This window comes from Pectobacterium sp. CHL-2024 (genome assembly GCF_044751765.1).
In the GTDB taxonomy this organism is placed as follows: domain Bacteria; phylum Pseudomonadota; class Gammaproteobacteria; order Enterobacterales; family Enterobacteriaceae; genus Pectobacterium; species Pectobacterium brasiliense.
Genome location: NZ_JBIXKO010000018.1, coordinates 47,446 through 73,990, shown reverse-complemented (window position 1 = coordinate 73,990; position 26,545 = coordinate 47,446). Strand labels below are relative to the sequence as shown.

Here is a 26,545-nt window from a genome sequence, read left to right as displayed (position 1 = left end):
TGCGCTGCGCTCAGGGGCGGTGACGAGCGAAGGGGAATCCAACTGCGCGGGGCTGATGCCGGGCAACACCTTCACGCTGACGGAACACCCGAATGCGACGCTGAATGCGGTGTGGCAGACGGTGAGCGTGACGCATGTCGGGCAGCAGCCGCAGGCGCTGGAAGAGGAAAGCGGCGGCGAACCGACCACCATGAGCAACAGTTTTGCCGTGGTGAAAGGCACGACGACGTGGCGTGCTGCCATGCCTTACAAACCGATGGTGGACGGCCCGCAAATCGCCACCGTCGTCGGCCCAACGGGGGAAGAAATCTACTGCGACCAGTATGGTCGGGTAAAACTGCAATTCCCGTGGGATCGCTACGGTGCGAGCAATGACCAGAGTTCCTGCTGGGTGCGCGTCAGCCAGGGCTGGGCGGGCGGCCAGTACGGCATGATTGCCATCCCGCGTATCGGCCATGAAGTGATCGTCAGTTTCCTTGAAGGCGATCCGGACCAGCCGATTGTCACCGGGCGTACTTTCCACGCCACCAATCCCTCGCCGTATCCGCTGCCTGCCAATAAGACACGAACCGTACTGCGCACGAAGACGCATCAGGGAGAAGGATTTAATGAATTGCACTTCGAGGATCAGGCCGGTCAGGAGGAGATTTATATTCACGGGCAGAAAGATCTCAAGGCGCTCGTTGAGAATGATGTGGTCTGGCACATCAAACATGATGCCCACACGGAGATTGATAATGAGCGAGTCACCCGCGTTAAAGCCAACGACCACCTGACGGTTGAGAACGAGAAACGTGACCACGTGAAAGGAGACCTCTCGCTGACCGTTGATGCGTCGATGCATCAGAAACTGGGGCAAGCGTTACTGGTTGAGGCGGGTGAGGAAGTGCATGTAAAAGCGGGGGCTAAGGTGGTTCTTGAAGCGGGCGCGGAGCTGACGCTCAAAGTGGGAGGAAGCTTCGTGAAGATCGATCCCAGTGGCGTGACGCTGGTCGGCCCCGGCATCAAGATGAATTCAGGTGGCAGCCCGGGTTGTGGCTCTGGTTGGGCAGGTCAACTGCCCTCATTACCGGGAACGGTTGAGGTGATTGCGCTGCCCCAACTGCCCAAAATACCACCCCTTGAAAAACCGGTCTGTATTCCCTGTCTACTGCGTGCCATGGCGCAGGGCGATGCATTGATACAGGGAGAATAAGATGCTACCTGAAACTATCTGGCACCGGGGGGCCTGTATCGCTCTTCTGGAAGGGGCGAATCTCACCGCTGAACAGCGCGAACGGTTGAGCAAAAATCCGTTTTTACCGCTCTATTTTCATGATGACTTGTTTGAACTGATCAATCTGGGCCCTTGGCTTTGGCATTGTTCACCAGAGGACGAAAGATTACTGGCGACGCTTGTTCAGCAGGGGCACGTGGTTGGCCTGTTGGAGAGCGACCAATCCCTTAGCGCTTTGCAAAAGCAACTGGCTTTGGGTGTGAGGGTGATTGAACCCGCAGGGCAATTTAGTCAATTGCTGCGGTTTTATACGCCACACGCGCTGCCTCTGCTTGTCGAACAACACGACGCCCCGTGGCTCGGTGGGCTGTTTGGCGGGATCGATCGCTGGTGGTTACGAGAATGCGACGGCTGTTGGCGTGAACTGAGTCTATCGATCCCTCCCACTGAACCTGTTCTGGTGAAATTGACGTCTGAGTTATATCAAGCGTTGCAAGGTTCGCCTGACGAGCATCGCCTGCTCGCTTTGTGGCAAGAGGGGGATAGCATCAGACACTTCCCGCCCTGTGAAAGAATGAGCATGGTCCGCAAGGCGCTGAGAAAAGCGGAGCAGGCCGGAGCGGTAGACGGCCAACGCCGGTTATGGGCACTAGCCTATCTGGAAGGTGGTCAGCAAGCGTTGGAAGAACAAAAGGGACGAACATGAGTGTGGCAAGCGGTTTAACAAGAGCCATTTCGGGGCTGATCACGGCGATATGGCAGATATTACCACGCTGGGGGCGGTGGACGGCAAGCATTCTGCTGGTGCTTTGGCTGGGCTGGACATTCCTGATTCAGGAACGGCATGGCGGAGCGTCAATCGTTGTCCATTCGGTGATTGATCGCCCCATTAGCTATGTGTACGTCAACGGTAATATGGGGGGGAATACCTTTGCGTTTGATGGGCTTAACTCGGGTGGAAGCTCTGCGGGCCCTTATCGGATAGAGGGGGATACGGTCAAGATAGCGTGGGAATTGGATATGACCGAAGAACAGGAAAAATCAGGGTTTCAATTTGAGAAACATACGATCACTCTGCCGATGCCGAAACGTGAGAAGGGACAAGATAATTTCTATGTGCTGTTTCTGCCGGATAACCAAGTGATGGTGCGCTGGGTTGGGTGGGGTATTCCTGGTATGAAAGATGTGATTGATACTTATCGAACAAGGAAGTAAAGATGGTTGATTGGGATGATCTTGAATGTCGCGTTGCGCGTGAGGAAAGCCGTCATCAGGCAGGCACGATAGCGACTCAGCGTGTGGCAAAGGAATTGAATCAGCAAGAACAAAAGGGACGAACATGAGCGTGGCAAGCGGTTTAACAAGAGTGATCTCGGGGCTGATCACGGCGATATGGCAGATACTGCCGCGCTGGGGGCGGTGGACGGCAAGCATTCTGCTGGTGCTCTGGCTGGGCTGGACATTCCTGATTCAGGAGCGGCATGGCGGAGCGTCATTAGTGGTTATGTCAGTAATGGATCGACCGATTAGTTATGCCTATGTCAACGGAAATATGGGGGGAAATACCGATGCATTTGACGGGCGGAATGCGGGGGGGAAAACCGCAGGTCCCTATCGGATAGGCGGAGGTACCGCCAATATTAAATGGGAACTTGCGATGACTCGCAAACAATATGATGAGCTTGGATACCGTCCAGAGAACCATACTGTAGTCCTACCGATGCCTAAACGAGAGAAAGGCCAGAATGATTTCTGTGTCCTGTTTTTGCCTGATAACAAGCCGATGATACGTTGGGCCTATCGTTGTCACCTTGATATGCAGGATGCAATAAACACTTATCGGACGAGGAAGTTGTAATGGTGGATTGGGATGATCTGGAATGTCGCGTTGCGCGCGAAGAGAGCCGTTATCAGGCAGGAATAGGCACCTGCTCTCTGGCGTTACAGATAAGTTTCTTCTTTGATGGTCTGAAACGCAATATCAATGTGGATGAAGAGAGCCAGCGTCTGACTAACGTAGGCCGTTTGTTTCGTGCTCATCCAGAAAGAAGAACGTCAGAGATTGGTTCGTCATATGTTTATTCTGCGGTCTACATCCCTGGATTAGGTACCACGCTTGATGATACCGCCACTGAGCGCTTACATAGCATTCTGGACGCCAGGCAGAAGGCGCTGCCTGAGGACTATGCCGATGCGCTGGTTGAACAGGGCAAAGAAACGGCGGTCGATACCGTTAAGGGCGTTTTCAAAGGGGACTGGAGTCAGGTGCTTTCCAATAAGTTGGATGACCTGCGGACCATGAAGAGCGGCCTCGATGCCGTAGCGTCCACCGCCAAGACGGCGGCGACCCGCGCGCTGCTCGAAGCCGCCGAACCGATTCGGGATAACCCGATAGTAGCCGAGTTGCTCATGACCGGTGTCGATGCACGAGTGGATTCAGCAAAGAACCAATTCAAGTTGAACGTGGCAGATGTAAAAAAAATTAATCAACTGCCCATCAAACTGATCCAGATTTCGGTGTTCGGTGCCGATCTGGGGGCGGCGCTAGCCCGGCGCTTTATCGATGAATTGCTGGAAACACTCTGTACCAAAGTGGGAAGCGAATACCGCTACGAAGATAGCAAGGTTGAGGTCATCTTTGCTGGCCTGTTCGACTGCACACGCCGCAGCTCGCTGGACATGGGGGATACCGTGGCAACCGTCTCTGACGGGGCGGGTCTCGTTGCCCGGCACCCTGTTGTTGGTATGATCACTACGGCTTTTGGCGCGAAAGTGATTGAGTTCGACAAGCCCCTCCACCCCGCAGTAAAAAGCGCCTTGCACCTGATTGCGGCACATGAACGACGAGAATACCGTCCTTTGCTGCCCCTGGGGCCGCTCCGGTCCGGCTGGCGTGAGGTGCTCTGCCCCGGCATCAGTGAAGACGTGACGGGAGGACTGTTACCCAACGAACAGCGTCCCAGTGCCGAGCTGTGCCGGGTGCCGTTGCGACAAATGTTTGAAACCGCGCGTAGGGCGCAGGTGCCTTTTCCCAATTTTCGCACTCTTGATGCTAAAAACCCACGAGTAGCCCAGTATTTCGTTATGCAGGATAGTCGGTTGGGTTATTCCGCGAAGGCATACAGCGAGTTCTACAGCAAATGGGTGGGGAAAACGGCCCCGACCCCGGAAGCGTTCGAACTGCATATGATCCACTACTGCTTTTGGCTGGGGGAAAAATTACATGACTACAAGATACTCCGCCAAAACGTGAGTGGAAGTGAGCGGGATAAACTCAACGCGCAGTGGGGCTGGCTGAAGCAGGTTGAGTATGATGCGGATAACGTGCGGAGAAGCAGAGGGCTGCGTCGGCAGATGTATCAGGGGGCTGCGTTAGTCAAGTTTTTCGATGAATCCAAACGGGTGCCTCGTGAGGCGGATATCTTCTTCAATTATTTTATGCACGACTTTGCATCAGAGGAACTCCGGTTCGCTACGCTGAACGAGCAGGCGGGTACGATGTTGAGGAACAATAATTTCTTCGTCCCACGTGGAGTAGAGGTATTGGCTGCCGATGACGAGGCCGCAGCATGATGGTCGCAGCAAGTCTGACTATTCAGTTAAAAGAACTAATCAACTAAAAGGACTAAAAAATGGGTAACGCCGTTAAAGTAGGCGATAGCGACACGGGGCACGGTAGTCATCCGCCGACGCCCGTCGCGGTGGGGGCATCGACGGTTAAGGTTGACGGCCTGCCGTTGGCCCGACAAGGCGATCCTTTGGTTCCCCATGGTCATGCGCGGAGTATTAGCAGCGGTTCATCCAGCGTACTCGTTGAGGGGAAACCTGCGGCGCGCACGGGTGATGCAGTGAGCTGTGGTGGCGTGGTGATGGGCGGGGGAACGGTCACTATTGGGTGATGGCTTCGCCGCGTCCGTGCGGCGTATCCTGAATTTCCTGGAAGTGTTTGTTTATCGTCACTTCAACGCTGTCTGAAATATCCCTTCTTTCACATCCTGTGGCGTGACCACGCCAGTGTCGAGTACCCAGCCGCTGATTAATGCAGCGGGGGTGACGTCAAACGCTGGGTTGTAGACTGCCGCGTTCTGCGGTGCCCACTGGCAGTGGCCGAAGCTGCCGGAAACGCCGGTGACTTCGGTGGCGGAGCGCTGCTCGATAGGAATCGCTCGACCGTCCGGGCACGCGGGATCGTGCGTGGTGTGCGGTGCCGCGACGTAAAACGGAATCTGATGATAGTGCGCCAGCACCGCGAGGCTGTAAGTACCAATCTTATTGGCGACGTCGCCGTTGGCGGCGATGCGGTCTGCGCCGACCCAAATCGCATCGACCTGACCATGCGCCATCAGGCTGGCGGCCATCGAATCACAGATTAGCTGATAAGGAATACCTAGCTCCCCCAGTTCCCAGGCCGTGAGGCGTCCGCCCTGCAAGAGCGGGCGCGTTTCATCGACCCATACCTGCGCGACCTTTCCCTGCTGGTGCGCGCGCAGCAGCACGCCGATGGCGGTGCCGATGCCTGCCGTTGCCAGCCCGCCGGTGTTGCAGTGGGTCAGCAAGCGGCTGTTTGGCTTCACCAGCGCTGCGCCATGATCGGCAATGCGTTCACACAGGGCGCGATCTTCTTCTACCAGACGCAGAGCTTCCTGCACCAGCGCGTCAACAAACAGCGGCTGTGCCAGCGCCAGCTTCATGCGATCCAGATTGTTCATCAGGTTCACGGCGGTAGGGCGCGATGCCCGCAGCGTCTCCAGCGCCTGCGCCAGTTCGGCCTGCGATAGCCCTTCTTCTGCCAGCAACGCGAGTAGCAGGCTGGCGGACAGGCCAATCAGCGGTGCGCCGCGTACGCGTAGCGTCTGGATATGCTCAACCAGTGACGCGACATCTGGACACGGGCTCCAGCGTTTTTCTTGCGGTAGCGCCTGCTGGTCGAGGATCCACAGTTGGTTATCAACGATTTTCAGGCTGGTTGTGTTAAGTGTCTGCATAGGTCGTTAAATCCATGTTGCATCGATATTCTTATTCTGCCAAGATGCCTGATAGATGTATAGACGTCCGAACGTTTTTATGTCCGTATCTTGAATTTAAGCATAGCGAGGAGTTGGAATGTCACTTTACCGCACTTTTACGGCGGATGACGCTGTTGAATATGCCCGCCAGTACGGCGGTGTCAGTCAGCCGCAAACGCTGGTAGCCGCAGAAGAGATCGGCGATGGCAATCTGAATCTGGTGTTTAAAATTAAAGATGAAACGGGCGTTAGTCGAGTGATTGTTAAACAGGCATTGCCCTATGTGCGCTGCGTCGGGGAATCCTGGCCGCTGACGCTGGACCGCGCCCGTATTGAGGCCGAAACGTTGTTGACGCATGCGCGGTTTTGTCCACAGCACACCGTGACCGTGCTCTATCACGATCCCGAACTGGCGGTGATGGTGCAAGAAGATCTCTCCGATCATCATATCTGGCGCAGCGAGTTGGTTAAGGGCGCGGATTATCCTCAGGCGGCGGCACAGCTGGGAGAATATCTGGCGCAGACGTTATTCCATACCTCTGATTTTCATCAGCATCCACATGAGAAGAAGGCGGCGGTCAGCCAGTTCACTAACCCCGAACTGTGTCAGATTACCGAAGATCTTTTCTTTACCGACCCTTATATCGATCATGAAAGAAACCAGTTTGACGCCGCACTGACGCCGGATGTGCTGGCATTGCGTGACGATCGGGCGCTGAAGCTGGCGGTTGCCGGGCTGAAGCATGGCTTCCTGAGCAAAGCCGAGGCGCTGCTGCACGGTGACATCCACAGTGGGTCGATCTTTGTCGCAGAAGGGCGCTTAAAAGCGATTGATGCTGAATTCGGTTTTTACGGACCGATTGGCTTTGATGTCGGTACGGCAATCGGCAACCTGTTGCTGAATTATTGCGGCCTGCCGGGGCTGTTGGCTCCGCGTGAGGCGGCGGCGGGGCGCGAACGACGTCTGGAAGATATTCGTACGCTGTGGCAGACCTTTTCCGCCCGTTTTCTGGCGTTGAGCGAAAGTGAAAGTTGCGATCCGGCACTGGTGGAATCGGGCTATGCCGCGCTGTTTTTACAGCAGGTGTGGCGGGATGCCGTTGGCTACTGCGGAACCGAATTGATTCGCCGCACGATTGGGCTGGCGCACGTTGCCGATCTGGATAGTATTCAGGAGGCGGAAGCGCGTTTAGCGTGCCAGCGTTATGCTATTTCACTGGGCAGAACGTTGGTGCTGGCAGCTCCGCATATCGCGGATGTGGATGCGCTGCTGGCGCGTGTGCGACAGAGTGGTGCTTAGTCGTCGTTAGCCACGCTATTTTATAACCGCTCCCGTCATAGAATCTGATGGGAGCGGCAAACCGATTATTTCTTCCCTTTATTCATCATCGCCTTCAAATCCGCGAAAGGATTATGGGTGGCAACCCCGACATCCTTTTGCGCATCTTCACCCGCGACGACAGTCGAACCGTACATATCCGCATCGGTATATTTTGAATGCTCATTGTCGTGGCAGTAGAGGCACAGCATTTCCCAGTTACTGCCGTCTTCCGGGTTATTGCTGTGATCGTGATCGATGTGGTGAACGGTTAATTCACGCAGGTTGGAATAGACGAATTCGCGTGAACAACGACCACATACCCACGGGAAAAGTTTGAGCGCTTTTTCGCGGTAGCCGCTTTCAAGTCTGGCGTAGTTTTTGGGGATGTAAGCCATGTGTCGGGTTTCATTCAGAAGGAAAGATGATGTGGATTTTACAACTGATGTGCCTTTAAAGGAAAGAACAGGCCGCCATATTGGCGGCCTGATGCTGTTATGCTGCTTCGGTTTTTCTTTCCGGTTGCGGTACGGGCGCGGGCTTATTGGCGGCCAGTGCGTCGAACGCAAAGTCATCCACGTTGATTGAACGTAAGCGGCTGGCTTCGGCTTTGGTCAGAATATCCGCTTCTTCTGCGGTAATCTGACCTTCCACCAGCGCCTGTTCTGCCAACTGATCCAATCGCATGAACGGTAGCGGTTTGTCGCTGGCCTTCGACAGGCGTTGGTAAATCGGCTCGGCAGCCATGATATCCAGCAGTGCTTCTTCCAGCAGCCCGATAGGGTTGTGTTCGCTGGCAACCAGATATTGGCCGCGTCCCAGACGGCTGCGCGTTTCTGACGGCGTTTGCAGAATCTTCGCGACCTCGTGATCGAGGCGGTCAGATGGTGCCGGGCAGCGCAGACCCAGTGGGAAGATAATAAAGGTCAGCAGCCCTGCGACGGCACGATTCGGGAAATTACGCAGCAGATCGTCCAGCGCCTGCTCGGCCTGATGCAGACTGTCCTGCACGCCCCAGTGCACCAGCGGTAAATCCGCTTTCTGACGCCCTTCGTCCTCATAGCGTTTCAGCGTCGCAGAAGCCAGATAGAGCTGGCTGAGAACATCCCCCAGACGCGCCGAGATACGCTCACGACGTTTCAGGCTGCCGCCCAATACCGCCATCGACACATCCGCCAGCAGGGCCAGGTTCGCGCTGAGCCGGTTGAGCTGCTGATAGTAGCGACGTGTTTTGTCGTTCACTGGTGCGCTACTCAGGCGGCCGTTGGTCAACCCAAGCCAGAAGCTGCGCACCTTGTTGCTGCCGACGTGGCCGATGTGACCCACTAGCGAGCGGTCAAAGCGTGAGACGTCGTTTTCCTGTGCGGCAGCCATCTCTTCCAGTACATAAGGGTGGCAGCGGATGGCACCTTGCCCGAAGATGATCATGCTGCGCGTCAGAATATTCGCCCCTTCCACGGTAATCGCAATCGGTGCGCCCTGATAGCTGCGCGCCAGGAAGTTGGACGGGCCAAGACAGATGCCTTTACCGCCGGCGATATCCATCGCATCCATCACGCTGCGCTGACCGCGGTGGGTACAGTGATATTTAACGATAGCGGAGAGCACCGCTGGTTTTTCGCCCTGCATGATGCCGCTGGTAATCAGCGTTGCGGCGGCGTCCATCACGTAAGCGTTACCCGCGATGCGTGCCAGCGGCTCTTCAATGCCTTCCATCTTACCGATGGAGATTTTGAACTGGCGGCGAATGTGCGCGTAAGCACCGATGCCGAGGGCAATCGATTTCAGCCCACCGGTAGAGTTGGACGGCAGTGTAATACCGCGTCCGACCGACAGACACTCCATCAGCATACGCCAGCCCTGACCCGCCATCTTCGCGCCGCCGATGATGTAATCCAGCGGAACAAAAATGTTCTCACCTTGCGTCGGCCCGTTCTGGAACGGCACGTTTAGTGGGAAATGGCGGCGGCCGATTTTAACGCCGTCGGTGTCCGTCGGAATCAACGCACAGGTAATGCCTACGTCGTCTTGATCGCCTAACAGATGATCGGGATCGTACAGCTTAAAGGCCAGCCCCAGCACGGTGGCGACGGGGGCGAGAGTGATATAACGTTTATTCCAGGTCAGGCGCATGCCCACGACCTGTTCGCCGTGCCAGTTGCCGTAACAGACAATGCCGGTATCGGGAATCGAGCCTGCATCCGAACCCGCTTCCGGGCTGGTCAGCGCAAAGCAGGGAACTTCCTGACCGCATGCCAGACGTGGCAGGTAGTGATCTTTTTGCGCTTCTGTCCCGTAATGTTGCAGTAGTTCGCCGGGGCCGAGTGAGTTAGGGACACCGACGGTGATCGCCACAATGCTGGAAACGCCAGCCAGTTTTTGCAGTACCTGCGCCTGTGCATAGGCCGAGAATTCCAGCCCGCCGTACTGCTTCTTGATGATCATGGCGAAGAAGCGGTGCTCTTTTAAGTATTCCCACAGTTCTGGCGGGATATCGGCGCGTTCGTGGGTGATTTCAAAGTCGTTTGCCATTCGGCAGGCTTCAGCAACCGGCCCGTCGATAAATGCCTGCTCTTCGGCGGTCAGCTGTGGACGCGGGTAGTTATGCAGCTTTTTCCAATCCGGCGCGCCGCGAAACAGGTCGCCTTCCCACCAGGTTGTCCCGGCATCAATCGCTTCTTTTTCCGTGTTCGACATCGGCGGCATGACCTTCTGGAACATGCGTAGCGCGGAAGCGGAAACCAGCTTTTGGCGCAGAGAGGGAACCGTAATCGGAATCAGCAGAATCACGAGCGGAATCATCAGCCAGACGGGCCACAGCAACATAGCGGACATGGCTGCGAAGTAGGCCAGCAGGATGGCGCTGCCGAGCAGCAGACTGAGCCGATGGTAAAACATCGCTCCGATAATAATCAGTAGGAGGAGGATACTGACAGCAACCATAACGTGTCTCCAGCATTGTGATCGAATGGAGGGTTTTCACCTTTCCACCAGGCGTTACGTGGCAGTGGAAAGTGAGAACCGTTTTTATCAGTGAAATAAGGCGTAATAGGTCAATGTCATAAGAGGTCTGACCTGTTGCTTATATTCGTTGTAGTTTATCTGATTATTTTTATCAATTCGTTTACATCATAATTACAACTCACTTCACAAACCGAGCGGCAGTCGTGTGTTTTCTGACGGGCATCAGCGATCCTCTCAATCCCGTGATTACGCGCTTCTCGCTGTTGGTACGATCCGCTACACTGCTGGACAGAATATACCTGTCATCTTTCAAGTTGCAGGTGTGTTGGCTGCCCTTACTCACCTCAGTCACTTAGTGATCTAAGTTCCTGAGGATTCATTCGGTTGCCGCCGTCCTGCGACTTGAAATCTATTGGTATAAAATGTTGTCACCAGACAAAATGAGAGGATTCCATGTATCAGGATTTAATCCGTAGTGAACTGAAAGAAGCGGCAGAAACACTGAATAATTTCTTGAGTGATGATGCGAACATTCAGTCGATTCAAAATGCTGCGGTGCTGCTGGCTAACGCGTTTAAAGCGGGTGGTAAAGTAATTTCCTGCGGTAACGGTGGTTCACACTGTGATGCCATGCACTTTGCTGAAGAGCTGACGGGGCGCTATCGCGAGAACCGTCCGGGTTATCCGGCCATTGCGATTTCCGATCCGAGCCATCTGTCCTGCGTCAGCAACGATTTTGGCTATGACTTTGTCTTCTCGCGTTATGTTGAATCGCTAGGGCGTGAAGGCGATGTGCTGCTGGGTATTTCCACTTCGGGCAACTCCGGCAACATTATTAAAGCCATTGCCGCAGCAAAAGCGAAGGGCATGAAGGTCATTACGCTGACCGGGAAAGACGGCGGTAAAATGGCGGGTTCAGCCGACGTGGAAATTCGTGTTCCGCACTTTGGCTATGCCGACCGTATTCAGGAAATCCATATCAAAGCGATTCACATCCTGATTCAACTGATTGAAAAAGAGATGGCGGATCAGTAAGCCGCTTAATACGCTCTAAAAGGGCAAGAAGGGAAGGGTAGGAAGTCAGATGTGTGAATTGCTGGGGATGAGCGCGAATGTACCGACGGATATCTGCTTTAGCTTTACCGGGCTGATACAGCGCGGTGGGAAAACCGGACCGCATCGGGATGGCTGGGGAATTACCTTTTATGAAGGGAACGGCTGCCGCACGTTCAAAGATCCGCTGCCAAGCTATAATTCGCCGATTGCCCGGCTGGTGCAGGATTACCCTATCAAATCGTGTGCGGTGGTTTCACACATCCGGCAGGCCAATCGCGGCGCGGTGTCGTTGGAAAACACCCATCCCTTTACGCGCGAGCTATGGGGGCGGAACTGGACGTACGCCCACAACGGGCAGTTGAAAGGCTACAACACCCTGAAAACGGGTATGTTTCGCCCTGTTGGCCAGACGGACAGCGAATTTGCTTTCTGCTGGCTGCTGTCCCAACTGGCTGAACGCTACCCGCGTACGCCGGGTAACTGGCCAGCGGTATTCCGCTATATCGCCAAACAGGCTGATGTCCTGCGGGAGAAAGGCGTGTTTAACATGCTGCTGTCGGACGGGCGCTTTGTGATGGGGTATTGCTCAACCAAACTCTACTGGATCACTCGCCGCGCGCCGTTTGGTAAAGCGACGCTGTTGGATCAGGATGTAGAGATTGATTTTCAGCAGCAGACGACACCCAATGATGTCGTCACCGTGCTGGCGACGCAGCCGCTAACGGGCAACGAAACCTGGCATCAGATTATGCCAGGTGAATTCGTTCTATTTTGTTTCGGCGAGCGCGTACTTTAAGGTCGGCTGGCTGGTCATCAACGGTGGGTTAACGACGTATTGTCCGTTAAACACCGTGACGGCCGGTGGCTGATTATGCTGATTAAAATAGGCATACCCCGGCTGAAGCTGTTTCCAGAAGCTGGCGTAGGTGGAATTACGGTGGCGCTGCATGTTCTGTTCCGTCATACGAAACGGGTAGATGGCGATATCAATCTTCGCCTGCCCGTTGCGTAACGCGGCTTCGGCATAGCGATAAATCTCATCCATATAGGTGTTGGTCATGGCATAGCAGCCGACCGACACACACTCACCGTGGATCATCAAATAGCGGCCAGAATATCCCTGTGATTTATCATAATCGTTGGGGAAGCCGATATTGATCGCGCGGTAATATTGGCTGTCTGGCTTGAGTTGACGCAGGTCAACCTGATAGAAACCTTCCGGGCTTTTTAAATCGCCTTCAACGCGTTTTGGCCCTAATCCGCCTGAATATTTACAGATGGGATATTGTTCCAATAAACGGTATTCGTTACCGACTTTCGCATAAAGTTCGAATATTCGCTCTTCTTTAAAGATCTGAATATAGATCGGAGAGCCTAATAATTGCTGTTTTAATTCTTTTGCTATCGGCGCTAGCGGCGGTGCGGTCTCGCTGGCGGCGCTGGTAACAACAAGAGAAGGCAAAAAAAACAACATCGCAAACGACAGCGCGATTTTTTGCATTATGATTCCTGATAATAAAATTGCCTGCTACACGCGGCATCCGCGTCGCGCTACTGGTGTTTTAGCGAAAGCGTGGGGACAGCCGTTATCGGTATATATTTCGTCGGCGAATAGGTCACGACGAAAACGAAATCACATTATCATTGGTTTCATATTAATCAAGCGTTGAAAAGCGCTAAAAAATAACATTTACAAAAAACGACCCGAAAGGATGCGGGCCGTCCAATTTGAGGTTGTTAATTGCGGGGAAAGCGTATCAGGCGCGAGTGGCTTCTATCATCATAATGTCGGTGACAAAGGAACCATCTGTCTGTACGTCAAAATGCTGTACCACCTCGTCCGGCAGCGTTTTTTGCAGTTCACGAATCGCGACCGCGAAATGTTCTGGCGTGCGCATACGGGCGATCCAACTGCTGAACTCCAGCGTCAGCCTGTCGCTGGTGACGTTACGCACGATAAACCCTGCGTCGGTAAAGAAGCTCAGCCATTCGCCCGGCGCGTAATTGCGCACGTGTGAGGTATCGCGCAGCTTCTCTACCGTCTGCAAATAGCTGTCCAGCAGCGGATGACCGGGCGAAACGACGTCCATCATGATCACGCGCCCACCTGGTTTCAGAACGCGCCGCATTTCACGTAACGCCTGTCCGACATCATGCCAGTGATGCGCAGAATAACGGCTGATGATGATATCTGCGCTGCTATCCTCGAACGGTAAAGACTCAGCGACACCTTGCTGAACGCGGATGTTATTCAGCCCTTTCTGCGCCGCAGCCTGACTCACCACGTCCAGCATTTGGGAAGACAAATCGTAGGCAACAACCTCTGCGACAGCCTGTGCGGCAACGAAGCTGGCATGTCCGGCACCGCAGCCGATGTCGATCACGCGCGCCTGTGGGAAAGGCGCTAATAAAGCGGCCAGTTGGGTTAAATCTTTGCCCTGCGCGTGCACTGCGCTGGTCAGGTAGTTCTGTGCCTGTGAGCCGAACTGATGTTCGACGCGATGATTATGGTTCTGTTTTTCTTCCATCATTGCTCTCGCTTTATCTGAATTGCTTTCGTTTCATCATGGGTTAAACGGCGGCGCGCCAGCCACTACAGAAGACGTCGGTCTGAGAACACTATAGTGAGGGAAAAATACGGGTACAATATGAGCATTTATACGGGTATAAAATACTCCCTGTTTGATTAACACCGCTTTCACTCATGCTGTTGTCGTCTCGATCTGGCCTTGACGAACAGGATGAAAAGGACACCTGATTATGTCTGCACATTCGTTTATATCAGCCAATTCTCTGAGCGGCCCAAAAGCGCTGGGGGCTTTCTTACGGGCGCTGCGTGAGCGGACTACGCCGGAAATGGTCGGCCTGCCAGCCTCTGGGCGGCGGCGCACCAGCGGATTACGTCGCGAAGAGCTGGCGCAAATCGCCCGCATCAGCACCACCTGGTATACCTGGCTTGAACAGGGGCGTGATGTGTCCGCTTCGGCATCGGCGCTGCTCCGCGTGTCGCAGGCGTTAAAACTGGAACCCGCAGAGCATGATTATCTTTTTAGCCTTGCTGGCGTGAAGGATCCTCAGAAGCAGAATAGGGCAACGCCGCCGGATGCGCAGATTGCCGCCAGCCTGCATCACATTACTTGTCCTGCGTATCTTCTGGATGGCAGTTGGAATATGCTGGCGTGGAATGCGCCGTCGGAACAGCTGTTTGCCGGATGGCTGGGGAACGATCCCGAGCCGAACCTGCTGCGTTTCATGTTTCTGAATCCGCTGGCTCGATCGCTGGTGGTTAATTGGCCGGAACGCGCGAAGCGGGTGGTGGCGGAGTTCCGCGCGGAATCAAGCCATTACGCGCCGACTGACGCCGTTCGGCAAATCGTGATGTCGCTGTGTGAAGAAAGCCGTGAATTCAATCTCTGGTGGTCACAGCAGGCGGTAACCGCCCGTGAAGGCGGCGAGCGACGTTTCCACCATCCTTCGCTTGGCGATATTGCCTATCATCAACAGACTTTTCACCCTGCCGTGCAGAGCGAATTTAAGCTGGTTATGCTGATCGCCCCGTAAACGCGGCAGGCATCGCGCAGCTTGTCTATACTGACTTTGATCTGTATATTCATACAGTGTTGTCAGAGGGCCAGTATGCGCAAAATCATTCATGTTGATATGGACTGCTTCTACGCAGCAATTGAGATGCGTGATAACCCGCGCCTGCGCGATATTCCTCTGGCGATTGGTGGGAGCGCCGATCGTCGTGGCGTCATCAGCACCGCTAACTACCCTGCCCGACGCTACGGCGTCCGTAGTGCGATGGCGACGGCAACCGCCTTGCGTCTCTGTCCACACCTCACGTTGTTGCCGGGGCGCATGGACGTGTATAAGTCCACCTCGCGCCAAATCCGCGAGATCTTCGCCCGCTACACGTCGCTGATCGAACCGCTTTCTCTGGATGAAGCCTATCTGGATGTCACCGATAGCCCGTACTGCAACGGTTCGGCGACGCGCATCGCCGAAGAAATCCGTCGAACCATCGCGGATGAACTGAATCTGACCGCCTCGGCGGGGATTGCGCCGATCAAATTTCTGGCGAAGATCGCCTCTGAGTTAAATAAGCCGAATGGACAATATGTGATTACACCGGAGCAGGTGGATGATTTCCTGTTGGCGCTACCGCTGGAGAAGATCCCCGGCGTGGGGAAAGTGACGGCGAAACGGCTGGAAGAACGTGGCCTGCATACCTGCGCGGATGTTCGGGTGTATGCGCTGGCGGATCTGCTGAAAGAATTCGGCAAGTTTGGCCGCGTGCTGTGGGAACGGTGTCAGGGGATTGATGAGCGACGGATTTCACCCGATCGGCTGAGGAAGTCAGTCGGCGTGGAGAAGACGCTGGCGCAGGATATCCACGACTGGGAACAGTGTGAAAATCTGATCGAACAGCTTTATGAGGAGCTGGAAGTCCGCCTGAAACGGGTGAAGCCCGATCTGCATATTGCGCGTCAGGGCGTCAAACTCAAGTTTGATGATTTTCAGCAAACGACGCAGGAGCATGTATGGCCGGTGCTGAATAAACAGGATCTGTTGAAGCTGGCTCGACAAACCTGGCAAGAGAGGCGTAAATCCAGAGGTGTCCGGCTGGTCGGACTGCATGTGACACTGCTCGACCCGCAAATTGAGCGACAGCTGGTGTTTGATTGGGGATAAGGCTGTTGAGTTGAGGATAAAAAAGGGCGACGTCTATGCGCCGCCCTGAATTTTATGACAACGCGATTACGCGCGTGGCGGAATCGCTTTCAGCAGCGCTGTCAGCAATTTCCAGTACAGATCGACGCTACCGATATGCACCTGCTCATCCGGCGAGTGTGGCCCGGTGATAGTCGGCCCAATGGAAACCATATCCATGTCTGGGTAAGGTTTCTTGAACAGACCGCATTCCAGACCGGCGTGAATCACCATGATGTTCGGCGTTTTGTTGAACAGCTTCTGATACGTTTCGCGCACCAGTGCCATGACCGGGGAATGGGCATCTGGCTGCCAGCCTGGGTAGCCGCCTTTCGGTGACGTTTTCGCGCCAGCCAACTGACCCAGCGCTGTCAGCGTACCGACGACGGCGTCTTTACCGCTGTCGATCAGTGAACGAATCAGGCAGATAATTTCCGCGTGGTCGTCTTCCATCGTCACAACGCCGAGGTTCAGCGACGTTTCCACCACGCCTTTGACTTCGTCGCTCATGCGGATCACGCCGTTCGGCGTGGCGTTGAGCAGCGCCAGCAGGCGATCGCGGCTGTCTTGCGTCAGCGGATGCTCATTGCTGTCGCTGGCTTCCACCAGCACGGTCACGTTTTTCTCAACGGCGGACAATTCATTTTTCAGCACGGCCAGATAGTCCTGGCTCAGCGCTTTCAACTGCTCGACGTTAGCGGCAGGCAGTGACAGTGTGGCGAAAGCTTCACGCGGAATCGCGTTACGCAGCGTCCCGCCGTTCAGATCGAGAATGCGGAGATCCAGCGCTTTCGCCTGCTCGAACAGGAAACGTGCCAGCAGCTTGTTGGCGTTGCCCAGTCCCAGATGGATGTCGCAACCGGAATGGCCGCCTTTCAATCCTTTAATCGTCAGCTTCAGCGTGTGGTAACCGGCAGGTGGCAGTTCGCGCTCCAGCGGCAGGCGGGTAATGAAATCAATACCGCCGGCGCAACCCATGTAGATCTCGCCTTCTTCTTCTGAGTCGGTATTGATCAGGATTTCACCCTGAAGCCAGTTAGGTTGCAGACCAAACGCGCCATCCATACCAGCTTCTTCCGTCATGGTCAGCAGCACTTCCAGCGGGCCGTGTTCAACGTTCGGATCGGCCAGCACCGCCAGCGCAGAAGCCATACCGATGCCGTTATCCGCGCCCAGCGTGGTACCGCGTGCTTTCAGCCATTCGCCGTCAACATAAGGTTGGATCGGATCGGTAGTGAAATCGTGTACGGTGTCGTTGTTTTTCTGCGGCACCATGTCCAGATGCGCCTGCAACACGACAGGTTTGCGATTTTCCATACCTGCGGTTGCCGCTTTGCGCAGCAGAATGTTGCCGACCTGATCGCGCTCGGTATAGATGCCTTTCTCTTTAGCCCATTCCAGAATGTGCGCGGCCAAGGCTTCTTCATGATAAGACGGGTGCGGAATGGAACAGATCTTGGCGAAAATATCCCACAGCGGCTGGGGGGAAAGTTGAGACAATTCAGACACTATTTCAGTCTCCTTTTTAGCGGCCAGCCTTCGCGTTCTGGCGGGCAGGGCTATAGGTTAAAAGTTAATCGCTGTTAGCCATATAACATGGCGTGTCACAACAGAATATCATTTTCCATCAAAGCAGGGGAATTGCCGTCGGCTCTGCCTTATTTTTACTGCTGCAATATGAACCAATGGGCTTGTCAGGGCGCAGGTTGTCAGGAAAAACTCGATTCTCACGTTGAGAAAAACTGGTTTTTATGTTGTCGGCTATCTATAATCTCGCGCAACCTTTTTCCCCCCTCAGACTCAACTTAAGCCGTTTTTTATTCGGCTGGGATATATTTTATGAGCGAAAAGTACGTCGTAACCTGGGATATGTTGCAAATTCATGCCCGCAAACTGGCACAGCGTTTACTGCCTGCCGATCAATGGAAAGGCATCATTGCCGTTAGCCGCGGTGGTCTGGTGCCAAGCGCACTGCTGGCGCGTGAGCTGGGCATTCGTCACGTTGATACCGTTTGCATCTCCAGTTATGACCACGACAACCAGCGCGAAATGAAAGTGCTGAAACGTGCCGAGGGAGATGGCGAAGGGTTTATCGTGATTGACGATCTGGTTGACACGGGCGGTACGGCGAAAGCGATTCGTGATATGTACCCGAAAGCGCACTTTGTGACTATTTTCGCGAAACCTGCTGGTAAACCGCTGGTTGACGACTACGTGATCGATATCCCGCAGGACACCTGGATTGAACAGCCGTGGGATATGGGCGTGGTGTTTGTTCCGCCTTTGTCTGGCCGTTAATCGCCCGACCGATAAATATCGATTTCCAACAATGCCCGGTTTAGCCGGGCATTGTCGTTTTTGACGATGGGTATTTATGACGATTAGTGTTTATGGCGACGGTTGTTTCTGAACGGTCGTCATTTCTAGCGCAGGCTTTGATCCGATCGTGTGTTTCTGCCGTTGATATTTGTCTTCTCTGGCCTGAGTTCGTTACACTTTAGTGGGTGACGAAGAAGTCGTCTGATGTCCGCTAACAGCGGTTTACATTAACGGAGGCTGCTGTGGCGCAAGCTAATCTGTCTGAAACGCTATTCAAACCATCCTTTAAACATCCAGAAACCTCGACGTTGGTCAGACGTACGCGGAATAGTCAGGACGTGCAGGGGCTGCATTCTACGCTGGAAGGGGAGAAGACCCGCAGTTGGTATCGGATGATTAACCGACTGATGTGGATTTGGCGTGGCGTCGATCCGTGGGAAATCGAAGATGTGCTGTCGCGCATCGCTGCCAGCAAAGCTGACAGAAGCAACGAGCAACTGCTCGATACGGTGATCGGCTACCGAGGCGGCAACTGGATTTATGAATGGGCGAAGCAGGGAGCAGACTGGCAGCAGCGGGCGCTTGAGAGTAGCGATGAGTCGCAAACCGGGCAACTCTGGTTGAATGCCGCCAACCTCTACAGCATTGCTGCCTACCCGCATATTAAAGGCGATGAGCTGGCGGAGCAGGCGCAAACGCTGGCAAACCGCGCCTATGAAGAAGCGGCTAAATATCTGCCTTATGAACTCAAAGAATTAACCTTCCCGATTACGGGCGGCGGTACGCTGACTGGTTTTCTGCATATGCCATCGCAAGCGAAAGCGCCTTTCCCTACTGTTCTGATGTGTGGCAGTCTGGAAATGTTGCAGAGCGATTATCATCGCCTGTTTCAGGACTATTTTGCGCCAGCGGGCATGGCAATGCTGACAATTGATGTTCCCTCCGTTGGATTTTCTTCCCGCTGGAAGCTGACTCAGGATTCCAGCTTCCTGCATCAGCAGGTCTTGCGCGCATTACCGGATGTTCCGTGGGTCGATCATACTCGCGTTGCCGCGTTTGGTTTCCGTTTTGGTGCCAATATTGCCGTTCGGCTGGCGTATCTGGAGTCGCAGCGCTTACGTGGCGTGGCCTGTCTCGGCCCCGTGGTGCACCACCTGTTAAGCGATCCGACTCGCCAGCAGCAGGTGCCGGATATGTTTATGGATGTGCTGGCGAGCCGGCTGGGTATGCCGTTCTCGACGGATACTTCGCTGAAAACCGAACTGGGGCGCTATTCGCTGAAAACGCAAGGGCTGCTAGGACGCCGCTGCCCGACGCCGATGCTGGCAGGCTATTGGGATAACGATCCGCTCTGCCCGAAAGAAGAGGCCAGCCTGATTGTGAACTCATCCGCACAAGGGAAACTGCTGCCGGTTAATTTCTCGCCGGTGTACCAGAATTTCCACCGCGCACTACAGCAAATTAGCGGATGGTTGCAGGATAAAGTGTAGAAGAGCGGGCGCAACGCACGGTCTGTGCAGGCGACTCTTCGCTACACAGGCCGCTGTTCCTGCCAGACGATAACCGTCGATCACAGGATCTTTTTGGCATAGCAAAGCCTGTCCATATCAATCACTTCAACCGTCACTGACAGGTTCTTCAATCCCAGCGCTTCAATCTTCTGAAGTACCCGATTGGAGAGACTGCTTTTCTGCTCCTCCGTCCGCCCGGAAAGCACCTTGATTGCCACATGAATAAAGCTGGCTCGTTCGCCACCTGTCGTGTAGCTATCGTAAGCAAGAGATCTGACTTTGATGTCGCTGCCGTCGCTGGCAAACAAACCGGATTCAAGCGCACCGCGATAGATCGCAGGAAGTAGGGCATTTACATCAATGTCTGAGGAATGTTCGGCGATACAATGGGGCATGGGCGTCACTTCTCAATGAACGAAAACGAAGAGCGCTGAGTATTGAATACCCCGTGTCGAACGGCAATGCTTTTTCAGGAAAGTCTGTGCGGATAAGGGGAGAGATAGGGGCCGTCATGTCAGATGGTTCATAAACAATTTTTACCCGTTTTGGGATCGTTGAAGGATGCAATGATGTGGGGAATATTATCTCGTCAGCAGCAAAGCCTGCATGACATCTGCTGTTCAGACCTACCGCTGGAAAAGAAAAAACGACAAATCGACCGCTTTCTGGCACAGGGCGGCAGCATCAATGAAAGGCAACCTCATAATGCTAATGTACTCGGTTTGCTTACGGTAAGTACGGACGCACCGGATACGGAGCTGGTTCGTTACCTGCTGGATAAAGGGGCTTTTATTGAACAGCCAGGAGGATTCAGCGCATTGCATAATGCGATCGAGTTTTTCCATCTGGAGCTTGCCGAGCTTTATCTTCAGTACGGCGCTGATGTGCAATACCTCAATTTTTTCAGCAATTCGTGGCTGAACTACCTGTACTGTCCTCAGGATCGACATACCTACACCGACGATCAGCGTAAGCAAATGCTGGATCTGTTGTTACGCTACGGTTTGGATCTCAATCGTGAAACCATTTTCTGGACATCGCTGGAGACCAGCTTTCCGATTGAGATCGTGCTCTGTGAGAAAGATGTCAGTCTGCTGGAGCACATCTTTCAGCTCGATGTCCCGATTCATTTCGCCGAAACCGGCATTTTTGAGCGCATCTTTAACTATAAAAGCGAGTGGCTGCCGCTGCCGCTTTTTCAGCAGATCGTGAAACGGGCGGGGGGAGCGGCTTATCGTGAACCCGGCGTGATTCTTTCCGAAGACAAGAAGATTCGTACCGATGGTTCGCTATTGGAAATGGCCATTTTTTATTGTGCGGATGAGCGACTCTGTGAATGCTTGCTCGATACCTATCCTGATATCCGCTGTGATTTAAGCAATTACAGCTTCGTTCTGGACACGTTACTTAACCGCTATTCGCTTGAATTGGTGGAGCGAATTATTCAAAAAACGGCGGATATCGATCGTCCTTATTCCCTGTTCATTTCTTCTGGTCGGAAAAAACAGAGCGGGTGGGAAGCCGATGCTTACCCTGACGTCGGTAGCTCGGCCATGATGCAGTTTGTGGACAACCGTCTGATAAAGGCGCTGATCGAGCCTGACTATTACGCCTATTTTTACGATGCTATGGGCCTGTTGCTGCAATACGGCGCGTCGCCTCTGGTCGATAAAATGAGCGGAGGGCGTAGCTATGAAATGCGGAACTGGTCATTGCTTTACCTCGTCTGCGTTGAAATGGTGTCGCAGAATAACTTTCGCCCCGACCTGCTGGATTTACTGGTGGCACACGGTGCGAATTTCAACGTGAAGAAAAGTGCGGTCAGCGAACCACTCTGTATTACGCTGCTTCAGCGTGGCTACAGTTCGACACATGAAGATGTGCTGCTCCAGGTGATGAACTACCTGTACGAACACGGTATAGATTTGCAGGCGACCAATGCTTACCTGATCAACACGGCAGCGGCTGCGGGGATTGGCTCTCGACCACTGGTTTTACAGTGGCTTATTGCACATGGTGTGGATATTCACACCCTGAGCGGATTCGACAACTCCCCCGTTCTGCATAAAACCATCAGCTTGTATAGCGATGAAGCACTGACGCCGGAGCGGCGTGCTGAAACCGTCGCGGTACTGCTGGATAACGGCGCGAATATTGATGAGTTCTCGATTGATGAACAATTCACGCCGCTAATGTGCGCGGCGTACTATGGTGAAGCGAAGTGTGCCGAGGTGTTGTTGGCGCGGGGTGCCAACCCGCATGCCCGCAGTGCCAACGGCATGACGCCCCTGCGCTGTGCGTTACACCGCGCGGATGCGGCGGCGGCGCGAATTGTGACCCTGCTTCATCAGTATGGCGTGACGATAACGCGGGTGGACGAAGAGGGTAACGATCTGCTGGTCCGCTGTATTCGCAATAAACATGAAGCGGTGTTTAAAGCGCTACTGGAGATACTGTCCCCCACTCTGGATGATATGCATCGGCTGCTGGACTGGCTGGCGCAGGGCAACCGCTACTGCTATTTCTCCGATCAGCTACGCCAACAGATTGCGCGACTCAGCGCTGGCGAGCCGTCTTCCCATCATTCGTTGCCGCGATAAGGACGTCGTATATGTTTGGTTCATCTTCCAAAACGGATACGTTAGAGACGATTTGCTTCTCTGATATCCCTACCAGCAAGCAGCGGAAACTGATCGATCGCTATCTGGCGGCTCAGGGCGACATCAACGCGCTGAGCGACGGACAAACCGTTCTGCATCAGTTAAGTCAGGATCGCGACACGGAGATCGATCTTGTCCGCTATCTGCTGGAAAAAGGGGCGAGTATCGAAACGCCTGAGGGCGAAAGCGCGCTCTTCGCGGCTATCACGTCTTACTCTCCTGAGCTTGCTGCGCTGCTTTTACAGCACGGTACTCGGCTGGATTTTCATGATAATCAGGGGCGCGGCTGGCTACACTGTTTTTTTGATCTGCCCGAAAGCCCGGTCTATACCCATGCTCAGCGCAGTACGATGTTGGGGGTGTTGCTGGCAAACGGGCTGGATATCAATCAGCCCGTCCTGTTTCATCCCGAGGCTGAGAAACGCCATCCCGTCGATATTCTGCTGGAAAAGCAGGATCGCTTTTTGTTAATGCGGTTGTTCCAGGCGGATAGCCCGGTGCGCCTGACGGGGACGTCGATACTGGAAACGGTATTTCGGCACAGCGGAGCATGGATGACGCTGGAGGTGTTTCAGTCGATCGTTGCGCAGGCCGAGCGGGAAGGGATGCGGAAAGCGGGTTTTACGCTGTCATTGCATCATGATCCGAAACATCAGGAACAGAAAACCTCGGTGACCTGGCTGGAAATGGCGCTGCATTGCGGCCTGCCTGCGCCGTTGTGTGCGTTCTTGCTGGATACCTTCCCGGATATGCGCTGCGATGTGCCTGCGCACAGCATTCTGCTGGATGCGCTGGAAAGGTCGTTTCCTCCTGCGCTGGTACGGCGTATTGCGGAACGGACTACCGATCTCGATCGCCGTTATCCGCTGCGTTTTGAACAACATGAATCTGACGATGACGATGACGATGATGACGCAGAGTACGAACGCGATGCTGAGCGTGAAAATGATGTCAATCAGGGCACGGTGCTGGCGCAATATCTCATGTTGCGAGCCAAGGCCGCGGTAACGGATAGCCGCGTCCATCGCGTGTTTTCTTCCACCCTTCAGCATCTGCTGGAAGCGGGCGCTTCCCCCAATATCGGCTATACGATGTGGGAAGAGGAGGATGACACGCCGACGACGTGGCCAGCGCTTTATACGCTCTGTGAGGCGATGATCGCCACCGGACAATACCATGCTGATTTGATCGATCTGCTGATAGCGCACGGTGCGGATTTCAGTCAGCAGCAGATACTGCAAGAAAGCGGTGCGCTTCCGCTGGGGATGGCGCTGCTCCTGTATTCACCGTCCAGCCCGCATGAAAGCGTGCTGCTTGATATTTTCCGGCACCTGCATTCCTGCGGGATGAACCTGCATAGCACGGCACCGGACGGGATGAACATGGCTTATGCCGCTGCGGCAGGGTGTCGTCCGCAGGTGCTGAACTGGCTGATTCAACAAGGTGTTAGCCTTAATGCGGAAACCGCAAGCCACCTTGCTCCGCCGCTGCATCGCGTTATTTATAATGTAGTCGTGACGCCGGAAAGGCGTAAAGCGACGCTTGAGGCACTGCTGCAACAGGGGATAGAGAAAGACATCGCGTGGGGCGAACACGGGATGACGCCACTGATGCTGGCGGCGAAACAGGGTGCACAGCATTGTCTTGACGTGCTGCTGCACTATGGTGCGAACCCGAATGCGCGTGGCGCAGGTGGCGTGACGCCCGTGCTGTGTGCGATAACGAGCCGCCGCGCTATTGATTTCCCACCGCGCCCTGAGTCGGTGTCCGCCCGCATGCTGGCGATGCTGCATGCCTACGGTGCGGATCTCTGCCAAAGTAATGATGATGGAGTCACGCCACTGTCACTCAGCGTGCAGGAAGAGCGGAAAGAGATCTTCGAAGCGCTGCTCAGGCTGACGCCGTTTACGGAAGAACAGCTGCGAAGCGTGCTGGACGGCAAACGTCCGGTTCACGCTTATTTTGCTGAACGCCTGCAAACGCTGCTGGCATTGCCTGCGCCACACGCTGAAATGGGGCTTTCACGCTTTGCCGTGCAGCGTCAACCAACCGCATAGGAGCACGTCGGTGTAGAAGCAGAAAAGCCGGGCGTCGGGCAGTAACCTGACGCCAGGTGGTTGATAAATTGCCATTCTCTGCTAAAAAGAAGGTTCAACCAGAGGAGATCGTAAATGATGTTACCGAGTGGACACCCCAAAAGCCGACTCATGAAAAATTTTACGTCGTTGGGGCCTTATATCCGTGAAGCGCAGTGCGAGGATACCGCGTTCTTCTTTGATTGCCTGGCGGTTTGCGTCAACATCAAGCCTGCGCCAGAAAATCGTGAGTTCTGGGGCTGGTGGTTGAATTTGGAAGATACTGGCAAAGGCTTTACCTATGACTATCACTACGGTTTGTTCGATAAACAGGGCAACTGGCGTGAAGAAAAAATCAAGGACAAAGCCGTGATGGAACAGGTGGAAAATGCCAGAAAGGCTTTCCATGTCCGTCTGGAGAAACAGCTGCACTCGCTTGAACCCGTCTGTACCCTCGTCGCTCGACCGTGATACTTCCCTGACGATCCCCGATTTATTCGCAGGTTTTCGCGTTGTGCCTGTTGGCATAACGCGTCTGTCCTGCTACAACGTTTTCCTTATTCTTATTTTTTGACATTCAACGGCAGAGAAATTATGAGCGGCAGCCAGACTTTGGTTGTGAAACTGGGCACCAGCGTGCTAACCGGCGGTTCGCGCCGTCTTAACCGCGCCCACATTGTTGAACTGGTGCGCCAGTGTGCGCAGCAACATGCGGCAGGGCATCGGATTGTTATTGTCACCTCAGGGGCGATTGCCGCCGGGCGTGAACATTTGGGTTACCCCGAACTCCCCGCCACGATTGCGACCAAACAACTGCTGGCCGCCGTGGGCCAAAGCCGCCTGATTCAACTGTGGGAACAGCTGTTTTCCATTTATGGTATTCACGTCGGGCAGATGCTGCTGACGCGTGCGGATATGGAAGATCGCGAGCGTTTCCTCAACGCGCGCGACACCATGCGGGCGCTGCTGGACAACAATATCGTTCCGGTCATTAATGAAAACGACGCTGTTGCGACCGCCGAGATCAAGGTCGGTGACAACGACAACCTGTCTGCGCTGGCGGCGATTCTGGCCGATGCAGATAAGCTGCTGCTGCTGACCGATCAGGCTGGTCTGTTTACCGCCGATCCGCGCAATAATCCCGATGCGGAGCTGATCCGTGAAGTCACTGGCATCAACGATGCGCTGCGCAGCATTGCGGGTGATAGCGTGTCAGGCCTCGGAACGGGCGGTATGTCGACCAAATTACAGGCTGCCGATGTGGCCTGCCGTGCGGGTATCGACGTGGTGATTGCCGCTGGCAGCAAGCCGGGCGTGATTGGCGATGTGATTGCGGATATCTCCGTCGGAACACGTTTTCATGCGCTCGATGCGCCGCTGGAAAGCCGCAAACACTGGATTTTCGGCGCACCGCCGGCGGGAGAAATCACCGTCGACGACGGCGCGCTCTCGGCGATCCTCGAACGCGGCAGTTCGCTGCTGCCTAAAGGTATCCGCACCGTAGAAGGGAACTTCTCTCGTGGTGAAGTCATCCGCGTGCGTAGTCTGGCGGGCCGCGATGTGGCGCATGCCGTGACGCGCTATAATAGTGATGCACTGCGTATGATTGCCGGACACCATTCTCAACAGATTGCCGAGATTCTTGGCTACGAATATGGTCCGGTGGCTATCCATCGCGACGATATGATTATCAATTAAGGAGTTCGC

General features: G+C 54.5%; 24 protein-coding genes and 1 pseudogene. 18 read left to right on the top strand and 7 right to left on the bottom strand.

Features of this window, described 5'->3' with window-relative positions; genetic code table 11:
- The 7 genes from tssI to ACIPUG_RS18940 all read left to right on the top strand — a co-directional run.
- A partial coding sequence (tssI, locus tag ACIPUG_RS18970; RefSeq protein ID WP_400339718.1) for a type VI secretion system tip protein TssI/VgrG occupies positions 1–1,195 on the top strand: 1,195 nt, incomplete at its 5' end.
- A 1-nt stretch (position 1,196) separates the two neighbouring features.
- Positions 1,197–1,922 carry a DUF4123 domain-containing protein gene (locus tag ACIPUG_RS18965; RefSeq protein ID WP_039467527.1) on the top strand — a complete coding sequence of 242 codons (726 nt, stop codon included), beginning with the start codon at positions 1,197–1,199 and terminating at the stop codon, positions 1,920–1,922.
- Positions 1,919–2,431 carry a DUF3304 domain-containing protein gene (locus ACIPUG_RS18960; RefSeq protein WP_039512040.1) on the top strand — a complete coding sequence of 171 codons (513 nt, stop codon included), beginning with the start codon at positions 1,919–1,921 and terminating at the stop codon, positions 2,429–2,431. The genes ACIPUG_RS18965 and ACIPUG_RS18960 overlap by 4 nt, the downstream gene beginning before the upstream one ends.
- A gap of 2 nt (positions 2,432–2,433) precedes the next feature.
- Positions 2,434–2,559 carry a hypothetical protein gene (locus tag ACIPUG_RS18955; RefSeq protein ID WP_256542939.1) on the top strand — a complete coding sequence of 42 codons (126 nt, stop codon included), beginning with the start codon at positions 2,434–2,436 and terminating at the stop codon, positions 2,557–2,559.
- Positions 2,556–3,074 carry a membrane protein gene (locus tag ACIPUG_RS18950; RefSeq protein WP_039467522.1) on the top strand — a complete coding sequence of 173 codons (519 nt, stop codon included), beginning with the start codon at positions 2,556–2,558 and terminating at the stop codon, positions 3,072–3,074. Before ACIPUG_RS18955 ends, ACIPUG_RS18950 begins: the two co-directional genes overlap by 4 nt.
- Positions 3,074–4,789, top strand: a complete 1,716-nt coding sequence (locus ACIPUG_RS18945) for a DUF2235 domain-containing protein (RefSeq protein WP_039512038.1) — start codon at positions 3,074–3,076, stop codon at positions 4,787–4,789. The genes ACIPUG_RS18950 and ACIPUG_RS18945 overlap by 1 nt, the downstream gene beginning before the upstream one ends.
- Positions 4,790–4,848: 59 nt before the next feature.
- Positions 4,849–5,115 carry a PAAR domain-containing protein gene (locus ACIPUG_RS18940; RefSeq protein WP_014916410.1) on the top strand — a complete coding sequence of 89 codons (267 nt, stop codon included), beginning with the start codon at positions 4,849–4,851 and terminating at the stop codon, positions 5,113–5,115.
- Positions 5,116–5,172: 57 nt separating this feature from the next.
- On the opposite strand, the gene mtnA is transcribed toward ACIPUG_RS18940, so the two are convergent.
- Positions 5,173–6,201, bottom strand: a complete 1,029-nt coding sequence (gene mtnA / locus ACIPUG_RS18935; RefSeq protein WP_400339712.1) for an S-methyl-5-thioribose-1-phosphate isomerase — start codon at positions 6,199–6,201, stop codon at positions 5,173–5,175.
- Positions 6,202–6,319: 118 nt separating this feature from the next.
- Here mtnA and mtnK point away from each other — a divergent pair, with 118 nt between their 5' ends.
- On the top strand, positions 6,320–7,522 hold the full coding sequence (gene mtnK, locus ACIPUG_RS18930; protein ID WP_400339709.1) for an S-methyl-5-thioribose kinase: 1,203 nt from the start codon (positions 6,320–6,322) through the stop codon (positions 7,520–7,522).
- Between the two features lie 65 nt (positions 7,523–7,587).
- Here the strand turns inward: mtnK and yajD are convergent, their stop codons facing one another.
- Together yajD and fadE are read right to left on the bottom strand one after the other, a co-directional pair.
- Entirely contained in the window at positions 7,588–7,938 is a 351-nt protein-coding gene (gene yajD, locus ACIPUG_RS18925) for an HNH nuclease YajD (RefSeq protein ID WP_039277633.1), read from the bottom strand.
- A 97-nt stretch (positions 7,939–8,035) separates the two neighbouring features.
- Positions 8,036–10,483, bottom strand: a complete 2,448-nt coding sequence (gene fadE, locus ACIPUG_RS18920; RefSeq protein WP_400339706.1) for an acyl-CoA dehydrogenase FadE — start codon at positions 10,481–10,483, stop codon at positions 8,036–8,038.
- Between the two features lie 474 nt (positions 10,484–10,957).
- Between fadE and lpcA the strand changes: the two genes are divergently transcribed.
- Positions 10,958–11,539, top strand: coding sequence for a D-sedoheptulose 7-phosphate isomerase (gene lpcA, locus ACIPUG_RS18915; protein WP_005975726.1), 582 nt, complete (start codon positions 10,958–10,960; stop codon positions 11,537–11,539).
- 49 nt (positions 11,540–11,588) lie between these two features.
- Positions 11,589–12,356 carry a class II glutamine amidotransferase gene (locus ACIPUG_RS18910; protein ID WP_014916405.1) on the top strand — a complete coding sequence of 256 codons (768 nt, stop codon included), beginning with the start codon at positions 11,589–11,591 and terminating at the stop codon, positions 12,354–12,356.
- Here the strand turns inward: ACIPUG_RS18910 and dpaA are convergent.
- Positions 12,327–13,061, bottom strand: a complete 735-nt coding sequence (dpaA, locus tag ACIPUG_RS18905; RefSeq protein ID WP_014916404.1) for a peptidoglycan meso-diaminopimelic acid protein amidase — start codon at positions 13,059–13,061, stop codon at positions 12,327–12,329. The genes ACIPUG_RS18910 and dpaA overlap by 30 nt on opposite strands.
- A gap of 256 nt (positions 13,062–13,317) precedes the next feature.
- Positions 13,318–14,100 (bottom strand): annotated as a pseudogene (locus ACIPUG_RS18900) (class I SAM-dependent methyltransferase); the annotation flags it as partial.
- A gap of 220 nt (positions 14,101–14,320) precedes the next feature.
- On the opposite strand from ACIPUG_RS18900, the gene ACIPUG_RS18895 reads away from it, so the two are divergent.
- Together ACIPUG_RS18895 and dinB are read left to right on the top strand one after the other, a co-directional pair.
- A complete protein-coding gene (locus ACIPUG_RS18895) occupies positions 14,321–15,121 on the top strand; it encodes a helix-turn-helix transcriptional regulator (RefSeq protein WP_400339704.1) in 801 nt (266 codons plus the stop codon).
- A 75-nt stretch (positions 15,122–15,196) separates the two neighbouring features.
- Positions 15,197–16,255 carry a DNA polymerase IV gene (gene dinB / locus ACIPUG_RS18890; RefSeq protein WP_039280314.1) on the top strand — a complete coding sequence of 353 codons (1,059 nt, stop codon included), beginning with the start codon at positions 15,197–15,199 and terminating at the stop codon, positions 16,253–16,255.
- Between the two features lie 66 nt (positions 16,256–16,321).
- Here the strand turns inward: dinB and pepD are convergent, their stop codons facing one another.
- Positions 16,322–17,782, bottom strand: a complete 1,461-nt coding sequence (gene pepD / locus ACIPUG_RS18885; protein ID WP_039511993.1) for a beta-Ala-His dipeptidase — start codon at positions 17,780–17,782, stop codon at positions 16,322–16,324.
- A gap of 330 nt (positions 17,783–18,112) precedes the next feature.
- Here pepD and gpt point away from each other — a divergent pair, with 330 nt between their 5' ends.
- Both gpt and frsA read left to right on the top strand, forming a co-directional pair.
- Entirely contained in the window at positions 18,113–18,571 is a 459-nt protein-coding gene (gpt, locus tag ACIPUG_RS18880; protein WP_010282559.1) for a xanthine phosphoribosyltransferase, read from the top strand.
- A gap of 263 nt (positions 18,572–18,834) precedes the next feature.
- Positions 18,835–20,082, top strand: a complete 1,248-nt coding sequence (gene frsA, locus ACIPUG_RS18875) for an esterase FrsA (RefSeq protein WP_039558596.1) — start codon at positions 18,835–18,837, stop codon at positions 20,080–20,082.
- An 80-nt stretch (positions 20,083–20,162) separates the two neighbouring features.
- Here the strand turns inward: frsA and ACIPUG_RS18870 are convergent, their stop codons facing one another.
- Entirely contained in the window at positions 20,163–20,498 is a 336-nt protein-coding gene (locus ACIPUG_RS18870; RefSeq protein WP_014916398.1) for a 5-carboxymethyl-2-hydroxymuconate Delta-isomerase, read from the bottom strand.
- A gap of 123 nt (positions 20,499–20,621) precedes the next feature.
- On the opposite strand from ACIPUG_RS18870, the gene ACIPUG_RS18865 reads away from it, so the two are divergent.
- The 4 genes from ACIPUG_RS18865 (at position 20,622) to proB (ending at position 26,536) form a co-directional block, all read left to right on the top strand.
- A complete protein-coding gene (locus ACIPUG_RS18865) occupies positions 20,622–22,703 on the top strand; it encodes an ankyrin repeat domain-containing protein (RefSeq protein ID WP_400339699.1) in 2,082 nt (693 codons plus the stop codon).
- A gap of 11 nt (positions 22,704–22,714) precedes the next feature.
- Positions 22,715–24,820 carry an ankyrin repeat domain-containing protein gene (locus tag ACIPUG_RS18860; RefSeq protein ID WP_400339697.1) on the top strand — a complete coding sequence of 702 codons (2,106 nt, stop codon included), beginning with the start codon at positions 22,715–22,717 and terminating at the stop codon, positions 24,818–24,820.
- 114 nt (positions 24,821–24,934) lie between these two features.
- The gene (gene crl / locus ACIPUG_RS18855) at positions 24,935–25,309 is read left to right on the top strand and encodes a sigma factor-binding protein Crl (RefSeq protein ID WP_014916395.1); all 375 of its coding nucleotides are present in this window, start codon (positions 24,935–24,937) and stop codon (positions 25,307–25,309) included.
- A 123-nt stretch (positions 25,310–25,432) separates the two neighbouring features.
- Entirely contained in the window at positions 25,433–26,536 is a 1,104-nt protein-coding gene (gene proB, locus ACIPUG_RS18850; RefSeq protein ID WP_014916394.1) for a glutamate 5-kinase, read from the top strand.
- Positions 26,537–26,545: the final 9 nt, after the last annotated feature.